Source organism: Defluviitoga sp. (assembly GCF_035349255.1).
Taxonomy (GTDB): domain Bacteria; phylum Thermotogota; class Thermotogae; order Petrotogales; family Petrotogaceae; genus Defluviitoga.
In genome coordinates this window covers 1-14,615 of the sequence record NZ_DAOPSE010000033.1, presented here as the reverse complement: position 1 = coordinate 14,615, position 14,615 = coordinate 1, and the positions used below count along the sequence as shown (strand labels likewise).

The window sequence follows — 14,615 nt, the reverse complement described above, 5'->3', positions numbered from 1 at the left end:
TCACTGATTAGGTTAAAGTTTAATGCACTTTTTATAAGATTTTTCTTAATTCTATAAGTTTTTCATCTCTCTCTAGAGATTTTAATCTTATTGTCTTGTTTTGCAAGTTATGAGCTGTGTTTATTTTTCTTACAGTTGCACTTTTTTTCCTCATTGTTAAGGTATGCGTAAACGCAAATCCTTTTACAAATTTTACACCCTCTAGAAGATCTCCATCAGTTATACCTGTGGCAGAAAAAATTATGTCTTCGCCATTTATAAGATCTTCGGTATAAAATATTTTTTCTGTGTCCCATCCTTTTTCAGAAATTAAATTTGCTTCAGTTACATCTCTTGGCCGTAATTTCATTTGTATTTCTCCATTAAGCGTATTTAATGCGCCAGCAGCTAAAATTCCTTCTAACGTTCCTCCAATCCCAACGTATATATCAACACCGCTATTTGGCATAGCTGTGGCGATAGCAGGTGTAATATCTCCGTCACTTATTAATTTGATCCTAGCCCCACTTTGGGTAATTTCCTCAATAATATCTTCATGTCTTTGTCTATTCAACAGCACAAAAGTGAGGTTGCTTGGAGGCACTTTTAAGGTTTCACATGCAATTCTTATATTTTCTTTCATGGATTTTCTAATGTCCAGTTTTCCTTTTAACTCTGGGCCAACCGCAAGTTTGTAAGAATAAAAAGTTGGAAGAACTTTTATTCCACCTTTTACCGTAGCTATAACAACACTTATAGCGTTAGGTAATCCGAATGTAGCTAATTTAACGCCATCTATCGGATCTACAGCTATGTCCATTTCTGGGAAGTCATTTTTCCAAGTTCCAACCTTTTCTCCTGTATAAAGCATTCCTGTGGAATCCTTGTCATATTTACTCATGACAATGTTTCCTTTAAAGTCAATATAGTCTAGCATGCCCCTCATGGCATCGATGGCTGCAGTTTTTATTTTTTCCATATTTCCACATCCCAAGTACAAACTACTTAATAGTGCGGATGCTTCGGTTACTCTGACCAAATCCATTGTTAGTTCAGGATAAATTATTTTATTCATAAATCCCCTCCTCTATCTCTCGGCTTGCTATGCCGAAGTTTAGTTATAGACTTGTCTAATAGCAAATGCTGATTAGTAAACAAAATCTTCCTTTTTGTAAAATAGAAAATCTAAATATTTTTGAAAATTAAAAATTATAAACGATATTTTTACATTTTTATTATATTATATTTTACTTTTTTTAAAAAATGAGAATATTTAAGATAATCGATTATTAGTTAGTGTTAAAGACAATTATTTGCGTTTAACCTTGCGTAAAGAATAATATACAAATCTTTATTTAGGGATATTTTTGAAAGAAAAATGTAAGTTTTAATTCAATATAATCATAATTCTATAAAATTATGATAGAATTTAGTTGGAGGTGGATAATTTATGGACATAAACGAATTAGAAAAAAAACTTACAATTCAAAAGAAGAATGTTTGGAGTAAAAGAGATTTTGAAACTATAGAAAGTTATACTTCGATGTATAAAGAGTTCATTAATTATTCAAAAACTGAAAGGCGTGCAATTAAATTTTCAGTCAAATTATTGGAAGAAAATGGTTTTAAACCGTTATCTTATTACGAAGAGAAGGGAAATATAGAATTAGGAGACAAGATTTATTTTGTTAATAGAGAAAAATCGTTGTTTGCTATCAAATATAATCAACCATTAACAAAAGGTATTAACCTAGTTGGAGCTCATATAGATTCTCCCAGGTTTGATCTCAAACCAGAACCACTAATAGAGGATGAAAGTATTGCTATGGCAAAAACCCATTATTACGGGGGAGTAAAAAAGTATCATTGGTTTAATATTCCCCTTGAATTACATGGTGTTATAGTAAAAAGTGACGGAAGTAAAATTGAAGTATCTATAGGGGATGACGAAAGCGATCCAGTGTTTGTGATTTCTGATTTGTTACCTCATCTTGATAAAGAACTTCCCAACAAAAAAATTTCTGAAGCATTTGATCCAGAGAAAATGAATTTAATTTTAGGAACCATTTCTATTACTTATGATGAAAGTAAAAAGGTTAGCAATCCGGTCAAATTAAATGTGTTGAAAATACTGTTTGAGAAATATGGGATAATTGAAGAAGATCTTGTTAGCGCTGAATTAGAAGCAGTGCCCGCTTTAAAAGCTCGAGATGTTGGGATAGATAGAAGTTTATTGGCATCTTATGGACATGATGATAGAGTATGTGCCTATACAGCTCTCACGGCCTTTATCGATTCTCAATCGTCTTTAAAGAGTCCAGCATTATTGTTGGTTGACAAAGAGGAGATAGGAAGCGATGGAAATACAGGTGCTAAAAATCATTTCTGGATCAGTGTTGTCAAAAAGATAATGCACTTGGCAAATGAACATAAAGTGTGCAATGTTATTGATGATGCCCTTTTTAATTCGACATTACTTTCTGCTGATGTATCTGCTGCAGTAGACCCAAATTACAAGGAGGCACATGATTTATCAAATGCTCCAAGATTAGGATATGGAATAACTTTAATGAAATATACTGGATCAGGAGGCAAATCAAGAACGAATGATGCTCATGCTGAATTATTAGCCAGGATCAGGAATCTTTTCAATCAAGAAGATATTTCTTGGCAGATAGGTGAACTAGGCAAGGTTGATAGAGGTGGCGGAGGTACTATAGCTCTCTTCTTTGCGGAAAAAGGGCTTGATGTTTTAGATGCTGGAGTTCCGCTTTTAGGTATGCACTCGCCTTATGAGATTGCATCAAAAGCGGACATTTATGAAACATATTTAGCGTATAGAACTTTTTTTGAGAAATTTGGAAAATGAAAATATTTATTGGTAATCCTTTAAACGCGTTGGAGTTTATTGATACTAATTTAATACTTTCAACTTCAGGTTGGTTATTAAATAACCAAGCCGATGTTGTTGGGATTTTAAACAAAGAGTATATAGAAATCTATATTGAAAACGAAAAAACTTATTTAAGCAAAGAAAATAGGTTTTTATATATACTGGATTTTTTAGTTACTTTTGGTTTTGATAAAGACGTTTTAAATTTTGATTTTTATTTTCTGAGTTTACTTAACAAAACTGATTTGATAATATTTTCGACCTATTTTTCTGAGAACGTTTTAAAAAAAGTGTTTATGATAATTCAATCTAATTTAAGAAAAGTTAATATTCCTACAATTGTTATTAATAGTATAGATAAAATTCCTAAAATTTTTTACATTGTCCCAAATTATCAAAATGATTTTTTGATTAAGGATTCTATTTATTTATACAGTGAATTTAAGAAAAAAGGACAATATTTTCAAACCTTTGGTAAGTACCTATTAGATTTAAAAGAAACGCTTAGTACTTTTAAAGTTACGGTGAGAAGATAAAATGTTTACTAGATTTTTATTGTCAAAATTTCACTATTGGGTATACAAGAAAGACATTTTTTCGTCTTTAGAAGCGTTAAGAGGGCACAAAAGAATAAGCAAAGATATTTTAGGGATATATATGATCCAAAATTTAAATCTTAAATCAATGATAAAATCCTTCACCAAAGGTTTAGGTGAAGGATTTTATGTATTTTTCTATTTCACACCAAGAAAAATCTTAAAACATAAAATTAAGACCATAACAGAAGTAACCAATATTTATGGAGTTCATTTTATCCTTTTTAGTAAAAATAGCGTTTTAAGAATTTTTGATAATGAGTGTTATTACATAGATTCGCATACACCTTTGAAAGAGCGAATTTTTAGTATAAGTTCCTCTAAAATTTCTTTTTTACTTCCCGAAGAAATAAATAATCCCGCTGTTATCATGACTCTTAAAATGCAAGATATAGATGTAGTATTTAGTGCAAATATCTCTTCTTATTTTAATCAAGACTTGTCAAACAATTTGATAGCTTACGTTATAACGAATAAAAACATTTATGTACCAGATCTTTTTGAAAAAAATGTAGTTTTGGAAAAAACGAACGAGAAGATAAAACTTGATCTAAAATATTTAAAGAGTATTAGAAATAATTATTTAGAAACTAATTATAAAGACCTAACTTTGATAAAATCGAAGTTAGACAGTATTCAGGTATAAAAAAGCAAAAATCAGCGTTCTTTCGAAATATTAACTCTTAAAAGATTTTTTTGGATTCGAGTTTCTAACTTCATCCTTTTAAATTTATCCTCTGTTATTCTTAGTTCCTCTTGAGCCCTTTCTAAGGCTCTGCGAGCAGCTTCGACATCTATATCTTCGGGTCTTTCAGCGGCCGTTGTAACAATAGTCATTTCATCTCCTGACATATTTAATACGCCGCCGTGAACTGCTAAAACTTCATATTCGTTTTCACTTTTTTTAACTCTAACTGGTGCTATTCTTAATTTAACAATGATGGGTAGTCGGTTAGTTAGAGTACCCATTCCACCTTCCACACTTTTAAATTCAGCATATTCAACGTCTTCTTCAACTTTTATACCTTCAGGAGTCACAATTCTAAACCTAAAGATGGTAAACACCTACCTTTACGAGAAAAATCAAGATTATAATTTTTTGGCTTTTTCTATAGCTTCCTCTATTGTTCCAACCATATAGAAGGCATTTTCAGGTAAGTGGTCATGTTTTCCTTCTAATATTTCCTTAAATCCTTTGATCGTATCTTCTAAAGTAACGTATTTTCCCGGATAATTAGTAAATCTTTCGGCAACAAAGAAAGGTTGAGTTAAAAATCTTTGAATTCTTCTTGCTCTGTTAACAGTTTTCCTGTCTTCCTCTGATAATTCTTCAATTCCTAGTATTGCAATGATGTCTTGCAAGTCTTCATATCTTTGAAGTACCTCTTTAACTTGTCTTGCTATTCTATAATGTTCTTCTCCAACAACGTTGGGATCAAGCATTTTAGAGGTTGATTCAAGAGGATCTACTGCTGGATATAAACCAAGCTCTGAAAGCTTTCTAGAAAGGTTCAAATTCGCGTCCAAATGGGCAAAAGTTGTTGCTGGTGCTGGGTCAGTAAAGTCATCTGCGGGTACGTAAATGGCCTGAACCGATGTTATTGAACCATCTTTTGTTGAAGTGATCCTTTCTTGCAATTGACCCATATCACTAGCAAGAGTAGGTTGATAACCAACCGCTGAAGGCATTCTTCCTAACAAAGCCGATACTTCAGAACCGGCTTGAACAAATCTAAAGATGTTGTCTATAAATAATAATACGTCTTTTTTCTCTTTGTCTCTAAAATATTCAGATATTGTAAGAGCAGTTAAGGGAACTCTAAACCTTGCGCCAGGTGGTTCATTCATTTGTCCAAATACAAGTACCGTGTTATCTATTACACCGCTTTGCAACATTTCTAACCAAAGATCATTTCCTTCTCTGGTACGTTCACCAACGCCTGCAAAAACAGATATACCTCGATGTTCCATAGCTATGTTTCTAATGAGTTCCATAACTAAAACAGTTTTTCCTACTCCAGCTCCCCCAAAAAATCCTATTTTCCCGCCCCTTGGAAAGGGAGCCAATAGATCTATACATTTAATCCCGGTTTCTAAAATTTCTATAGTAGTGTCTTGTTCAGTTAAAGTAGGAGGTTCTCTATGAATTGGCCAATATTCTTCAACTTCTATATCTCCTTTTTCATCTATAGGTTTTCCTAGAAGATTGAATAGCCTACCTAATGTTTTAGTTCCTACTGGTACTTTTATAGGGCCACCAGTATTAATTACTTCTTCACCTCTTTTAAGACCATCGGTAGAATCCATAGCAACACATCTAACTGTATTGTCACCAATGAGCTGTTCTACCTCGAGAATCAACTCTTCGTTATTATGCTTATTTCTTACAATTAAAGCATCATAGACATTTGGTAATTGTCCAATGGGAAACTTAACATCCACTACAGGACCAATTATGCTGATTATAGTCCCTTTTTGCTCCTGCATTAAATTACCTCCTATTGCATTTTCGCCCCGCTAATAATTTCTATCAATTCCTGAGTAATAAGGGTTTGTCTTTGTTTGTTATACTCAAGTGTAAGTTCTTCAATTAATTCATAAGCATTATCAGTAGCATTTTTCATAGCATTCTGTCGAGCATGCAGCTCGCTCAACTTTGTTTCAAAAAGAAATCGATACAGTTTTGATAAAACATATAAGTACGCAGCGCTTTCAAAAACTTCTTCTTGAGAAGGTTCATATTCATATCTCTCATCAATCTCTAACAGTTCTTTTTTTATTGGTAGTAAATCAAAAGTTGCAGGCAATTGTACAAGTACATTTTTTAGCAGTCCGTAAAGTACTTTAACTTTAGTGATATTTTTTGCTCTCATAATTTCAAATAAATCTTCAATTAAAAACTCTGCATGATCGACTTTAGGAACATCATATAAATTTGTCCTACTAAGCAAAATGCCTTCATGCCTTAAGGCATAATATCCCTTTGCTCCAATAACTAGAAACCCTTTAAAATCTTCTATGGATTGCTTTAATCGTAAAGCTTCTCTCGCTAAGTCTGAAGGGAATGAACCTGCTAATCCCATATCAGGAGTAATCACCAAAACAAGTGTACCTTCAGTCTCTTGGGTATAAAAACTATTTTCAACAAAAGGAGATTTCTTCAAGATTCTTTCTGCGTAAAATGAAAAATCCTTTACTCCATCCCATTGTCTTTGTATTTTGTTAAGTCTGGCAGTTGCAACCATTTGCATTGCTTTGGTTATTTGCATAGTAGATTCTGTGGAATTTATTCTTTTTTTGATATTCCTCAAGTTGCCTCGACTCATTTAATTCACCACCGTCAATTCATTCGAATATTTTAAGGAATTTTGAAACGGCTTCATCAAGTTCTTTTTTTATATCGTCTGTAAGATCTTTAGTTTCTTTTATTTTATTTAAAGTTTGTGAATAATTTTCTTTTAAATAAGTTAAAAAATGTTTTTCAAATTTAGCAATCTTATCTGTAGGAAGTTGATCAATGTAACCTTCTGTGGCAACGTAAAGTACAGCTACTTGCTCCTCTAATTCCATTGGCGAATATTGAGGTTGTTTCATAAGTTCTGTCAATTTTTCACCTTTAGTAATTTGCTTTTTGGTAACTTCATCAAGGTCAGCGGTAAACTGTGCAAACGATTCAAGTTCCCTATATTGAGCTAAATCAAGTTTCAAAGAACCCGCAACCTGTTTCATAGCTTTTGTTTGAGCATCTCCTCCAACTCTTGATACGGATAACCCTATATTAACCGCAGGTCTAATTCCAGCATTAAAAAGCCCTGTTTCTAAATAAATCTGACCATCAGTAATAGAAATAACGTTAGTTGGAATATATGCTGAAATATCGTTAGCTTGAGTTTCTACAATTGGTAAAGCAGTTAAAGAACCGTTTCCATGTTTTTCATTTAGTCTACAAGCCCTTTCTAACAATCTAGAGTGCAAATAAAAGATATCTCCTGGATATGCTTCTCTTCCTGGTGGACGACGTAGCAATAAAGAGATCTCTCGATAAGCGGCAGCATGTTTTGATAGGTCATCAAAAACAACTAATGCGTCTTTGCCATTGAACATAAAATATTCTCCAATTGCAGTACCTGCGTAAGGGGCTAAATATTGTAACGAAGCAGGATCAGATGCATCTGCACTAACTACAACTGTGTATTCCATTGCTCCATATTTTTCTAAATTATCGATAGTTCTTGCTAATGCAGACGCTTTTTGTCCTATAGAAACATATATACAAAAAGCATCCTTTCCTTTTTGATTTATTATTGTATCAATTGCAATAGCAGTTTTGCCAGTCTGCCTGTCTCCTATTATCAATTCTCTTTGACCCCTTCCAATAGGTATCAAAGCATCTAATACTTTCAAACCTGTTTGCAAAGGGGTATCAACCGGTTTTCTTGTTACAACACCCATTGCTTTTCTTTCTATGGGATAAAATTCCTCTGATTTGATATCACCTTTACCATCAAGAGGAATGCCCAATGGGTTAACGACTCGACCTAAAAGTTTTTCACCGACTGGTACTTCTATTATTCTATTGGTTCTTACGACTTTGTCTCCTTCTTTAATATCTTTGTAATTGCCAAGAGTAATGATACCTACATTGTCAACCTCAAGGTTCATAGCAATACCGTAAACTTTATTTCCGTTAAAAGCCTCTATCTCAACCAATTCGTTTGACATCACATCTTTAAGGCCATATGCGATAACAATACCGTCACTGACCTGCATAACTAACCCTATTTCTTTTATTTCTCCACTTTCATAACTTTTAATACGTTCTTCTATAACTCTAGTTAATTCATCAGGATTAACCCTCAAAAATTTCACCTCCACCAGTTGGTGCATAGGCGGATTGTATATTATCCAGGAATCCTTTGACAGAATAGTCAAAAAATTTGTCCTCAATATACAATTGCATGCCGCCTATAAGTTCTTCTTCAAAGTCTACTACTAATTTGATGTTTTTCCCAGTGTTTTTTTGGAGAGTACTTTTAATTTCGTTTAAGACCTTTTTGGATACGTTTTTAGCTAAAATTAATTTTACTTCTATAGTTTCGTTCAGTTCTAAATTTTTCCTATACAATAGCTCTGTTATCAAGGGGATTAAATTAAGTCTTTTTTTCTGTACCAAAGTTTTAAGAAAATTAATATAAATTTCGTCTTCATAGTCAGAAACTTCTACAAGTTTGTTTACGACAAAATCTACTGGTAACAAAGGATTAAAAATAACGTCCTTAAATGATTCATTTTCTTCCATAATAGTACTTATTTCTCTAAATGCTTTTACATAGTTTTCAAGATGATTTATTTTAGCTTTTTGAGATAATATGTTTATTAAAGCTTCTGAATACTTAGAAGCAAGGAAATATGAGGGCTTCATTGAGATACTCCTTTATTCTGTAAACTTATTAAAGCTCTTTTTATTATTTCTTCATTCTTTTGTTTATCAACTTGCTCCTTTAATATCATAGAAGAAATACTTATAGCCATGGCTACAATTTGTGATTGTAATTCTTTCAAAGCTTTTGTTATAATTTCTTCTGATTCTTTTTCCGCTTTCTCGATTATGTATTTTCGTTGATTTTCAGCTTCTTCTTGAGCATTTTTTAAAATTAACTTGGCTTGTTCTTCAGCTTTCAGAATTATTTCTGTTCTAGTTTCCTCTATTTCTTGAAGCTGTTTGTCTAGTTCATTTTTCCTATTCTGTGCTTCCAAGCGAAGCTTTTCAGCTTCGCTCAGATTTTTTTCTACTTCTTGTTTTCTTTTATCAGTTATTTCGAAATATGGTTTATACAATAACTTGTACATCAATAACACAAAAAATATAAAACCTACCAAATTAACAATAGAAGTTAAATTAAAAGATAACATATCTACATACACCCCTTTAGGGATAATTTACTGTACAACAACTTTAAATTTTATGGAAGAACTAGTAATAATATAATTGATATAAGCAGACAATAAATACCAGTAGTTTCATCTATAGCATCTGCAAGGATCATGTTAGTTCTTATTGTACCACTCAATTCTGGTTGTCTAGCCATTGCTTCCATTGCAGCTGCTCCAATTTTACCTTCTCCGAAAGCTGGGCCTAAAGCTCCAATTCCCATACATAGCCCTGCTGCCAAAAACTTCGCTAAATAATACAAACCCCATCCTAAATACCCTCCGTTAGTAACCAAAGTTTCAAGCATAGTCTTTAAATCCATGGTTTCTCCTCCTTAAGATGTTTGCTTAGTATAAAAAAATTAACAAATTTATTTTAATATATTTAATTTTTAAAATTATTTCATTCTAGCAGTGAACCAATATAAACAATTGTTAGCAAAGAAAAAACAAAAGCTTGAATAAAACCAAAAAACCAACCGAAAATTGCCCACAAAAAAACGGGAAGAACAAAATACTTAACGATACTGCTTAAAATTAAAACCAACATACCTCCCCCCATTATATTACCAAATAACCTAAAAGAATGGGAAATAGGTTTTGCTATTTCGCTTATTATATTCAGTGGAAACATTATTGGATTAGGCTCGAAAAAAGATTTAAACCAGCTTGCAAATCCCTTAGATTTTATTGCAAAAACATGGCTAATTATTAAAACCATTATTGCATAAGTAAGGTTGACATTGAGATCAGAAGTTGGGGAATACCATACATCAGTGAATAGCTGAATATTTATCCCATTAGCTAGTGGAGTCACATTAATCCCAGGAATTCCACCTAAAACATTGGAAACCACTATATATAAAAATAAACTCATAGCAACTACAAAAGTAGGCCTCCGGAATTCTGGGTTTGGGACAACTTCTTCTGTTATTTGCCAAAATGAATCAAAGAAGGTTTCAACTGCTGCTTGAACTCTTCCTGGTATTCTTTCAAACTTTATTTTTCTTGCAATCAATATCAATATGATCATGATTGCGAAAGACATTATAAGGGTCATTGGGTTCAATTGACCAAAGAAACCACCTTTTCCGAAAGAGACAATCCATCTTTCTCCAATGCCTTCCATGTTCATTTCAAAGATGAACAGATTAATAATCCCTAAGCCTATATATAGTATAAAGAAAAAAATAATAAATTTTGAAACTCTATCTTTTGTCAACCAAACACCTCCTTTTTTGGTACAACCATATTTTTTAGTTACTTATAAGATAAATAAGAAGCTATCTTCATATTCATGATACCTAAAAAACTCAGCATAAGAGCCGATAGAGAGTTTAAAGCAGCTATACACAAAATTACAAAGTACAAAAGATATCTAATTAAAAATCCAAAAGAAAACTTTTTTGGTTTTGATTCTGGATTTATCTTTTTAATTTCTTCTGCTAAAGAAATGAATCCTATTATAGCGCCTAATCCTCCCCACAGAACCCATAAAGAGTGAAAAGAAAAAAAGAAAAAAAAGATAATAACTTCAATTATTAGAAGCACAATTGTTTTTTTTATCAGTTCCCTGAGTTTCTTTTTGAGTTCCGTCATTACTTTCTCCTTCTTTTGAGAATTCCTTTACAGCTGAATACAAGCCGGAAAGCACACCTAAAAACATGAAACCAGCCATCCAAAATCTTTGGCTAGTTAGAAGGTAGATAAAATATCCGATTAAAAGACCAACGAATATATTAGACAGTATTATAATAGCAAAATAAAAAATAATATTCAAGTTATGAAAAGAATTAAAATCTATTTTTTTCAAAATAAACTCCTCACTTTTAAATAACAAAAAATTTACATTTTAACCACAAACCATAAGTTATTATACTATTTATTTATTACTATTTCAATTTATAAGTTAATAGACATATTGTGTTTGTATAATGAAGGTTGACAATAATTGTACTATGACATTAGTTAAAGATTAAAAAATAATTCCCAAACTGAGCCCAAATTCTATAGAATTATTTTCTGGTTCCCAAACGTATTCAATATTTTCTCCTGATTTTTTTAAATATGCCAATGAAGATTTTTTAACGTGCCAATATCTTACGAAAAGCCGAGTGCATAAAATGATATTTTTTAAAGGAACATGAACAGATATATTGTTTTTTAAACCAAAACCCTGATCTTGAATATTTTTCACATCGCTATAAGCTGGATTAAAATCACTTAAATAACTATTTTGTAAGCCAAGAACGAACAAATCATATTCAAATTCATTATTCATAATAACATCTTTTTTTAAATTAACGCTTGTTTCTATGATTATTGGAAAATATAAATAATTAGATTCTCTTTTATAACCTAAATAACTAGCCCTTCCTAGCTCATCGATTAAATTTCTATAGCCCAATCCCAGAAATGGTGAAATAAAAATCTCCGAATTTAACGAAAATTGCTTACCAATTAGTTCTCTTATTTCAAACGTATAATCAGAAACATTGTTGAGTTTAACTGGATGACCGTCTGATGTTGAACCATCATAACTAATATCTCCATATGCAAATTTCCCTTCAACTTTGAATAAAAAATTAGAGTTGTAAAGAAAAGTAAGAGAAACCCCTTTCATTAACCCGTATTCTTTCATAAACAAATCATGATTGTCATTTACTTCCCAATAATTAAAATAAAAAAATTCAGGCTCCACCTTAACATAACTCGAATCAGAAAAAGAAACATCAGCCAGAACTATAGTTTGCATAAAGAATATTATAAAACAAATGCCAAAGAGAATTTTGACATTATAAGGGTTCGTTAAATTCATGAGAGTGAAAAAGTAAAACTTTTTTTCAAAACAATAGTTTGGCCTTTCTCTTGTTCAATTTTAGCTATAACTTCCCAATCTCCCTCAATTAGAATTTCTTCAATCTCAATACCAATTGAAGGATAAGTAAATGCTTGAGTAACCATTTCTCCTGGTGCAGGAGTTTTTAAAAAGAGCTCGATATATATTTTTTTTGCCTTTTCATCAACAAGAATATTGTTTAAACTCAAACTGTATCCTCCGGTTCTTTTCTCACCTGCACTTATACAAACTACAAATGGAGTTCCTTTGACAATTGTTGTTTGGTTATTGTTTTGCCTAATAACTATTTCAGCACCTTGAGTTCTTAAGTAACAACTAACAATTTTATAATTTTTCATAATAATAACCTCACTATTTTCAGATATCGTGTTATTATAGTTTCCATCTTCACCAATAATTTCAGGTGTGTAAGTTTGCTTAGGAGTATTTAACAATATTGCGCCTCCAATCAATGCTCCTGTTAACAATATAACTAGAATAACCTGGTTTCCACTCACAAAAATCCCTCCTTTCTGAAATCAAAATCTTATTTTTTAAAATTATTCATTTCTAAAATTATTGTAACTCACTTAATTATTTTATCATATAAAGATTGAAGCCTGATATTGGCTAAAAAAATTCCTAAATAAATAATAAATTGGGATCCGAAGATCCCAATTTATCGTTGAATGTAAAATATTAGATTAAAAGATAGTCCAAGGAACTCCTCCATATTCATCTATAAATCCATTTCCCTGTCCACTTATAGGTATATTAATAGGGATCTTTTTGTTGTTTATTGTTATTTCAGCCACTAAATTAAATGTGTCATTTCCAGAATATATATAAACCAAATAATAATAGCCACTTTCTTCTGTATAAGGTAATAAGTCTATTATCTTTGTCTCGTAGCTTTTTAAATTAAATGCTTCAATATCGTTAAGTTCATTGTCAACTAAATATATATCTAGATCACCTGTAAAAAGATCGTCACTTGTTAAAATAGCTTTGAATTGGGTCGTTTCAAATTCTTGAGTATAGGTTGTTGTGCCTTCTGAGAGAGGTTTTACAGTAACTTCATTGGTATATCTAAGCTCTTCTTGCATTCGATAATTTGGAGCAGATGCATAGAGATATTCAGGTCCTCCAATTTCAATATTGTATTCTCCCGGATCTATCCAAGAGAATAATTCGTAGCCTTCGTCATTAGTTTTTCCGTAATATCTTTTTCCAGTGTCATTATTTTCTAAAGTTAGGTTAACACCGGGTAAATAATAACCACCCTTTTTAGTTTTTGCTTCTACTTTTAGAATACCGCCCTCATACTCATCTGGATCAAGAGTAAGAGAATTCGCGGCATTTATTCTTCCATAGCCTGAAGCAGTATCATAACCTGGAGCATCGATGTCTTCTGCTCCTTCTTCTATCATCTTTCTTATTTGATAAACATCTGCATCTGGATATTTTTCTTTCAATAAAGCAGCTAATGCAGACACATATGGACATGACATAGAAGTACCTGCCCAATAGGCGTAAGGTTGTCTATCTACGCCTTCAGATGGTGCAAGGCCTTCAAATGGTGCAAGTCTTACTGGAATAGATGAAATTATGTTGTTACCTGGAGCTGCTACAGAGACATATTCTCCTCTTGAAGAAAAAGAAGTAACTTTATCTCCTGCATTACTTGCTGCAACGCCTATTACTCCAGTAAATGCAGATGGGTAATGCCAAAATTGATCAGTAGTATCGTTACCAGAAGATGCTACTACAACTACGTTATGCGTTAAAGCATAGTCAAAAGCATCTTTTAGGATGTTGGAATAGCCTCCACCGCCCCAACTGTTTGATAAGACGTCTGCTCCGTTATCTACAGCCCATACTATTCCGTCAGCAACTGCATAGTCACCCACGTAACTAGGTCTAAAGATTCTAATAGGCATAATTTTGGCATCTGGTGCTAATCCTGATATTCCTACACCATTATTTCTTTTAGCAGCTATTATTCCCGCTGTATGTGTACCGTGACCATCGGAATCGTAGTCTGCTGTGGGTTCAATTGTCCTTCTAAGATAAGGATCGTAACCTTGCACTAATTGACCTTCTAAATCAGGATGAGTGCCGTCAGTTCCGGTGTCTAATAAACCAACTACTACACCAGCTCCTGTTGCAGAAGTCCAAGCAGTTTCGGCTTCTAATAAGTCAAGAGCATATTGATATTTTATAAAGGGATCTGTAGTTTCTGGAGTGAGATTGTTATTAAGTTGCATGGAATTGTTTCTTTGAATTTGAGGGTCTTGGTCTTTAATTACAGGAATTAATCTTCTATCTGTATAATTTGGTTCTGCGTATCTTATTCCTTCTATGTTTTCTGACTTTA

General features: G+C 32.3%; 17 protein-coding genes. 3 read left to right on the top strand and 14 right to left on the bottom strand.

The window, feature by feature from the left end:
* Positions 1 to 31: 31 nt before the first annotated feature.
* Positions 32 to 1,054 (bottom strand): class II fructose-bisphosphatase, encoded by a 1,023-nt coding sequence (gene glpX, locus PKN74_RS07000; RefSeq protein ID WP_472309969.1) that lies wholly within the window; start codon positions 1,052 to 1,054, stop codon positions 32 to 34.
* 375 nt (positions 1,055 to 1,429) lie between these two features.
* On the opposite strand from glpX, the gene PKN74_RS06995 reads away from it, so the two are divergent.
* Genes PKN74_RS06995 through PKN74_RS06985 form a run of 3 tightly spaced genes read left to right on the top strand, consistent with a single transcriptional unit; the run spans position 1,430 to position 4,114 of the window.
* On the top strand, positions 1,430 to 2,848 hold the full coding sequence (locus PKN74_RS06995) for an aminopeptidase (RefSeq protein ID WP_472309967.1): 1,419 nt from the start codon (positions 1,430 to 1,432) through the stop codon (positions 2,846 to 2,848).
* Positions 2,845 to 3,408 (top strand): hypothetical protein, encoded by a 564-nt coding sequence (locus PKN74_RS06990; protein ID WP_472309965.1) that lies wholly within the window; start codon positions 2,845 to 2,847, stop codon positions 3,406 to 3,408. The genes PKN74_RS06995 and PKN74_RS06990 overlap by 4 nt, the downstream gene beginning before the upstream one ends.
* Before the next feature lies 1 nt (position 3,409).
* On the top strand, positions 3,410 to 4,114 hold the full coding sequence (locus tag PKN74_RS06985; RefSeq protein WP_472309963.1) for a hypothetical protein: 705 nt from the start codon (positions 3,410 to 3,412) through the stop codon (positions 4,112 to 4,114).
* Positions 4,115 to 4,125: 11 nt separating this feature from the next.
* Here PKN74_RS06985 and atpC read toward each other — a convergent pair whose 3' ends face one another.
* From atpC to PKN74_RS06920, 13 genes are all read right to left on the bottom strand, one after another.
* On the bottom strand, positions 4,126 to 4,533 hold the full coding sequence (gene atpC, locus PKN74_RS06980; protein ID WP_472309961.1) for an ATP synthase F1 subunit epsilon: 408 nt from the start codon (positions 4,531 to 4,533) through the stop codon (positions 4,126 to 4,128).
* 24 nt (positions 4,534 to 4,557) lie between these two features.
* The gene (gene atpD / locus PKN74_RS06975) at positions 4,558 to 5,955 is read right to left on the bottom strand and encodes a F0F1 ATP synthase subunit beta (protein WP_472309959.1); all 1,398 of its coding nucleotides are present in this window, start codon (positions 5,953 to 5,955) and stop codon (positions 4,558 to 4,560) included.
* An 11-nt stretch (positions 5,956 to 5,966) separates the two neighbouring features.
* Positions 5,967 to 6,794, bottom strand: a complete 828-nt coding sequence (gene atpG, locus PKN74_RS06970) for an ATP synthase F1 subunit gamma (RefSeq protein ID WP_472309958.1) — start codon at positions 6,792 to 6,794, stop codon at positions 5,967 to 5,969.
* A gap of 19 nt (positions 6,795 to 6,813) precedes the next feature.
* A complete protein-coding gene (gene atpA, locus PKN74_RS06965; protein WP_472309956.1) occupies positions 6,814 to 8,328 on the bottom strand; it encodes a F0F1 ATP synthase subunit alpha in 1,515 nt (504 codons plus the stop codon).
* Positions 8,318 to 8,890 carry an ATP synthase F1 subunit delta gene (gene atpH, locus PKN74_RS06960; protein WP_472309954.1) on the bottom strand — a complete coding sequence of 191 codons (573 nt, stop codon included), beginning with the start codon at positions 8,888 to 8,890 and terminating at the stop codon, positions 8,318 to 8,320. Before atpH ends, atpA begins: the two co-directional genes overlap by 11 nt.
* Positions 8,887 to 9,381 (bottom strand): F0F1 ATP synthase subunit B, encoded by a 495-nt coding sequence (gene atpF / locus PKN74_RS06955; protein WP_472309952.1) that lies wholly within the window; start codon positions 9,379 to 9,381, stop codon positions 8,887 to 8,889. The genes atpH and atpF overlap by 4 nt, the downstream gene beginning before the upstream one ends.
* 50 nt (positions 9,382 to 9,431) lie before the next feature.
* Positions 9,432 to 9,722, bottom strand: a complete 291-nt coding sequence (gene atpE / locus PKN74_RS06950) for an ATP synthase F0 subunit C (protein WP_472309950.1) — start codon at positions 9,720 to 9,722, stop codon at positions 9,432 to 9,434.
* Positions 9,723 to 9,802: 80 nt separating this feature from the next.
* Entirely contained in the window at positions 9,803 to 10,621 is an 819-nt protein-coding gene (gene atpB, locus PKN74_RS06945; RefSeq protein WP_472309948.1) for a F0F1 ATP synthase subunit A, read from the bottom strand.
* Positions 10,622 to 10,659: 38 nt separating this feature from the next.
* A complete protein-coding gene (locus PKN74_RS06940; protein ID WP_472309946.1) occupies positions 10,660 to 10,998 on the bottom strand; it encodes an ATP synthase subunit I in 339 nt (112 codons plus the stop codon).
* Positions 10,934 to 11,212, bottom strand: coding sequence for a hypothetical protein (locus tag PKN74_RS06935; protein ID WP_472309944.1), 279 nt, complete (start codon positions 11,210 to 11,212; stop codon positions 10,934 to 10,936). Before PKN74_RS06935 ends, PKN74_RS06940 begins: the two co-directional genes overlap by 65 nt.
* 162 nt (positions 11,213 to 11,374) lie before the next feature.
* Positions 11,375 to 12,154, bottom strand: a complete 780-nt coding sequence (locus PKN74_RS06930; protein WP_472309942.1) for a hypothetical protein — start codon at positions 12,152 to 12,154, stop codon at positions 11,375 to 11,377.
* 59 nt (positions 12,155 to 12,213) lie between these two features.
* Positions 12,214 to 12,756 (bottom strand): protease complex subunit PrcB family protein, encoded by a 543-nt coding sequence (locus tag PKN74_RS06925; RefSeq protein ID WP_472309940.1) that lies wholly within the window; start codon positions 12,754 to 12,756, stop codon positions 12,214 to 12,216.
* A 186-nt stretch (positions 12,757 to 12,942) separates the two neighbouring features.
* Positions 12,943 to 14,615, bottom strand: a 1,673-nt coding sequence (locus tag PKN74_RS06920) for a S8 family serine peptidase (protein ID WP_472309938.1), incomplete at its 5' end; no start/stop codon positions are given.